Origin of the sequence: Psychroserpens damuponensis, from assembly GCF_000826655.1 — a bacterium.
GTDB lineage: Bacteria > Bacteroidota > Bacteroidia > Flavobacteriales > Flavobacteriaceae > Psychroserpens > Psychroserpens damuponensis.
Window position 1 is genome coordinate 1 of the sequence record NZ_JXJO01000077.1, and the last position, 5,143, is coordinate 5,143.

5 protein-coding genes are annotated in these 5,143 nt (G+C 28.9%); all 5 read left to right on the forward strand.

Translation table 11 applies throughout. The features are described 5' to 3' along the window. The first annotated feature begins 51 nt into the window (after window positions 1-51). The 5 genes from TD29_RS17505 to TD29_RS17525 all read left to right on the forward strand — a co-directional run bounded on the left by TD29_RS17505 (window position 52) and on the right by TD29_RS17525 (window position 5,030). Complete coding sequence (locus TD29_RS17505) at window positions 52-1,221, forward strand: AlbA family DNA-binding domain-containing protein (RefSeq protein ID WP_040282843.1); 1,170 nt, start codon at window positions 52-54, stop codon at window positions 1,219-1,221. A gap of 175 nt (window positions 1,222-1,396) precedes the next feature. Further along, window positions 1,397-2,572: a TlpA disulfide reductase family protein gene (locus TD29_RS17510; protein ID WP_040282845.1), complete on the forward strand. Its 1,176-nt coding sequence runs from the start codon at window positions 1,397-1,399 to the stop codon at window positions 2,570-2,572. Between the two features lie 192 nt (window positions 2,573-2,764). After that, window positions 2,765-3,346, forward strand: coding sequence for a hypothetical protein (locus tag TD29_RS17515; protein WP_040282847.1), 582 nt, complete (start codon window positions 2,765-2,767; stop codon window positions 3,344-3,346). A 134-nt stretch (window positions 3,347-3,480) separates the two neighbouring features. Further along, window positions 3,481-3,975, forward strand: coding sequence for a hypothetical protein (locus TD29_RS17520; protein WP_052467179.1), 495 nt, complete (start codon window positions 3,481-3,483; stop codon window positions 3,973-3,975). Window positions 3,976-4,124: 149 nt separating this feature from the next. Further along, entirely contained in the window at window positions 4,125-5,030 is a 906-nt protein-coding gene (locus tag TD29_RS17525; protein WP_040282849.1) for a hypothetical protein, read from the forward strand. Window positions 5,031-5,143 lie beyond the last annotated feature (113 nt).

The following is a 5,143-nucleotide window of genomic DNA, read 5'->3' on the forward strand; positions in this document are numbered from 1 at the left end:
CATACACAAGACCGTTGGCAACAAGCTAAAAAACAACCGAATTCAAAATAAATGTACATATTAGGAATAAGAGCGGATAAAGTTGATAAAGAATTAATCGAGCGGTTAATAGATAATCAAGTTCAAGAAAGTAAAAATCTTGATTACAAAAGAGATTTGAATATCTCTAAAGACAAAGATAAAAAAGAGTTTTTGTATGACATTTCAGCAATGTATAATACTGATGGTGGATGTTTTGTCTTTGGAATTGAAGAACTCAAAGACTCAAACGGACAGAACACAGGAAAGCCGAATAAAATTGCAGGAATCGTACTTAATAATTTTGACAAGTTAACTCAACAAATAGAGGATATAGTAAAGAACTCTTCCGAACCGAGTATTACACAGTTAATTCTAAACGAAATAGAAATTGATAATAAAAAAATCTTAATAATTGGTGTTCCAAAAGGTTTAGGGCTTCCTGCAATGGTTACATATAACCAAACTAATAAATTTTATAAAAGACGTAATAGCGGAAAGTTTCCTGTCGATGTTTATGAATTAAATCAAATGTTTATGCAAAATCAAGTACTGTCTGAAAAAGCAAACGATTTCAGAAACAATAGACTAGATAAAGTATTAAAAAAAGAATTATTACCAAATCTAAAAACTGACACATCATACTTCATTCACATAATTCCATATAGCTTTTTAGATAGCAAATTTATAAACCTTTCATTAGCCAAAGAAAAATTCAAAATAGAGATGAAACCCTTAAATGCGTATGGATGGGACAATATGTTTAATATTGACGGATACGCTTCATTTAGCACAACATCTGACAGAACTGAAATCTCTTCATATAACCAACTTTTTAGAAATGGAATTTATGAAGCATATTCATCAGAGATGTTTTATGAAACTAGACACCAAAACAAATTAGGTTTTGACGGAAAACATCTAATTGAAGAGACTTTAAACATAATTAAAAATGGTTTATTCATATTAAATAAGATGGAAGTTGAACCACCATTTTTAATTTCATTTAGTTTTCACAATGTGTTGGGCAAAATTATAGATAACGATAGAAGTTATTATTCAAAAGCATTTTCTCAAAATAAAATTGTTTTTCCATTAATTCAAATTGATAATTATGATATTAATGTATATGAGAGATTAAAGCCAAATTTTGATGTTTTATACCAAGCTTTAGGGTTTGAAGAAAGTCCTAAAATTGAATAAAGCCAGTTGCCAACACCGTATATAATTTATTGCTGGCTTCTTACCTACTTACGAAAGTCCTCTCGGACTTTCTTGGTCGGTAATTATTTACTAAATTAGTTGCTTAAACCACGCAACAAACCATATACAAACACGTTAGCAAACATTTTGACATAAATTAGTCATATTATAAATAATGAAAATTAAATTACTTTCAATTATAATTCTAAGTTTAACCCTTTTTACATCTTGTAAGCAAGCTAAGAAGGACGATAAAACATTTTTTTTAAATGGAAAAATTGAAGGTGCTAACACAGATTATTTGATTCTACGTTATTTTGATAGTTCCAATGTACATGTCGCTGATACTTTACAAATTATAAATGGATTTTTCTCTACAAAAGGTCATTTAGTCAATACTCAAAAGGTTTCATTGTTGAGTAATTTAGCTGGCAGGTCAGTTGATGACCCAAACAATTTAATGTTCTTTTTAGAACCTAATGAAATAAATATCTCAATCAAAGAGGGTTCTTTTCCTAAGGCAAAAATTAGCGGTTCGAAAACACAAATTGAAAAAGAAAATCTAGATAAATTAATTAAACCTACATTCGAAAAATTTGAATCTCTAAAACTTAAAAGAGATAGTCTAAAAAATTCTAAATTAGAAAATGGTCACAAGGATTATGAAAAAGAGATTGCAAAATTAAATATAGAATGGCGGAAATTACAAAACGAATTAAAAAAAGTGGAATTGCATCATTGTACTGATAACCCAAAATCATATTTGAGTGCATCTATTATTGACTTATACAAAAGAAGAATGCCTTTGGACTCGGTTAGGACATTTTACTCAAAATTAGACCCAATAATAAAAGAATCATCCTATGGTCTTAGAATTAAAGAACAAATTAGAGTCGTTAATTCTGGAGATGTTGCTCCTAATTTTTCTAAAGAAGATATAAATGGAGAGATATTAAGTTTAGATCAATTTAAAGGTAAAACAGTTTTGTTAGACTTTGGAGCAAAATGGTGTATCCCTTGTGTGAAAAATCATCCTGAATTAAAAAGAATTTACGATAAATACAATTCAAAAGGTTTCGAAATCATAGGTGTCTCATTAGACAAAGATAAAATTAGCTGGAAAGAAAACATTAAAGATGAAAATTTAAATTGGCTTCATATTTTTGAAGGTAATAAAAATTTGGGAAAAGCTGGTTCTATAACAAGAGCATATTCAGTGCAACCTGTACCTGCGTATATACTGATTGATAAAAATGGTATCATTATAGATCGATATTTAGGTGCTGATAACGACAATAAAGGTCTGATTGATTTAGATAAAAAACTAAATGAATTACTTATTTCAAGTTAATCCATTTGTAAGATTGAAAAAACGTTTGCTAACAACGTGTATAGTTAATAGCTTGTTTTGTGCGTACTCGGAAAATCCTACGGATTTTCCTCTGGTTTGTGATAATTTATTATCTTTAAGCTAGCCAACGCTACTAACCATTACACGAACACGTTGTGAGCAAGCTAAAAATCAGAACGTAACAAAACTATAATGGAAAAAACAAAACTGATTTTAAAATTAATTTTATCACCTTTTATCTCTGTACTGATTCTATTTCTAACCGAATGGAATTTATTTGTTTACCCTTTAATTTTTAGTTTAATAATAACGATATCAAACTATAAACTATACCTTGATTCAACTAAAGGGCTAATTTTAAGCATCGTATTTTCTTATCTTTCTTTTTTTGTAGGTTATTTCGGTTGGGGCTTACTCTTAAAAATAATAGAAGCAATCGGAATTACAAACGACATTCATATTGGAAATTGGTTTTATACTGACCTTGCTTTTCTTATATCGGGATTTATAATTGCACCATTATTAACTCTTAAACTGAACAAATCACTTTTTAAAAATACAAAAACCAAAACTACACTATGGATTATTTTCATTAGCATCTTAACTTTGGTGTTAATAAGCTTCGTTCATAATGACCAAAGAGTTGAAAATTATTTTAATATTATGAATGTATGGCATCTAATAATATTATTTGGATTACAATTAATTATTAATCAGAAATCCTTGAAAACAATATATGGTGAAGAAAAAGCCAGCTCACAACACCGTGTATAATTAATTGCTTGGTTCAGGTCTACTCGGAATTTCCTTCGGAAATTCCTCTGGCTCGTGAATGTTTGCTAAATTAGTTGCTTAAACACGCAACTAACCATACACAAGACCGTTGTAGGTAATTTAAAACAGAAACTATGAATAAAATTAAAATGCTGATTTGCTTACTATTTGTAAGTACGAGTTTATTAGCTCAAAATGTTGGAATCCCAAGTGATTTGAAACTTGAAAACGCAGAAAATTACAAGGAAACTGAACAGTTAGTTCTGAATTCAACTGAGTGGTTATTGAAAACACCTATTTCTGAAAATCCAAATAAGCGAAAAGAAATTAATGCTTTTTTGATGAAATGGATGAGCGGAAGTCCAACAGTTTCGATAGAATTAGTATCTGGAATTGTTCCTTTAGATTGTGCTGATTGCTTAATGTCGTTTATGAGTGGTTGGGCTAAACATAGTCTCGAAAATGACTACTCAAAAGACAAAGTGGAATGTGCAGTAGCTGGAGCTGAAAACGCAATAGAATTCTACAAGAAAAATAAATCGGAACTCGGAAAAAATTCAGATATGGAAAAACTGATGAAACAACAAAAAAAGGGAAAACTGAAAAAATATATTGAGTCAAAATTCTAAAAAACTACCTACAACAATGGCTATAAGTAATTGCTTGTTCTCGCCTACTTTGGAAATTCCGCAGGAATTTCCAACTTGGTGCGTACTTGCAAAGTTAAGTGCTAAACCACGCAACTACTCATAGCCTAACCGTTGCCAGTAATTTAAGAATGACGCACACAGAAATAAATAAAAGAATCAAAGAATATGAAAGAAAGCTAAATTCAAAGCGAAAAGTTTACGTAGGAAAGAAAACAAAATTAAAAGGGCAACCTGGACATTTAAAAAAGTATTTTAAGGAAGAAATATTAAAATTAACTAAACTAAAAGAATCATTAGAAAATCAGAAAACCCAAATAATAAACTTTAGTTGGAATAATATAATATTTGATGACTTCAAAATCCATCTAACTAAATCAAATATCTTTTACGGTCCAATTCAACTAAAAGATTCAAGAAAATCGTTTGTGCATCTTAAGCCATATTTTAATAAATTAAATCTTAAACCAATAACCTGTACTGTCAAAGGAAATGAAATTATTAAATTCGAAAATCTTGAAGAAATATATGAAATTATACAAGTTTTCAACTTTAAAACACTGATCTCTGATTTCTCTAATTATCTAGCTTCTGATGTAGAAAAAAACATTAATAAATTAAATAATAAAACTATAATTACTCTTACTAATCTAGCAAATAGGTCAGTATATTTAAAACATCTAATTACCAAAAATCATATTAACTTCAAAATAATACCATTATTAGAAAATGGACATAATAATGAGGATAGTTTCATATTTACATTAAAAAATAATAACAATGTTTATTTAGTTTGGGAAAGCTGTATAAACAAAAAAGCAACCTATGTATTTTCAACTACCACGAATAAATATTTAGAAAGCCTGATTGAAATTGTAAAATTCATTTTATCAGAACAAACCACGAGAATGGATTTGAGACAAAACTTTATTCGTGAAAATATGGGAAATATTAAATGCAACTTAATTTTTCATAATGAGTTTAATGATTGGAAAAACAAAATAGAAAAAACTACTGGCAACACCGTGTATAATTAATTGCTGGGTTCGCGCCTACTTACGAAAATACTCTCGTATTTTCTATTCGGTTTTTATTTGCTAACTTTAGTGCTTAAACACGCAACGAAATCATACACAAAACCGTTAGCTTT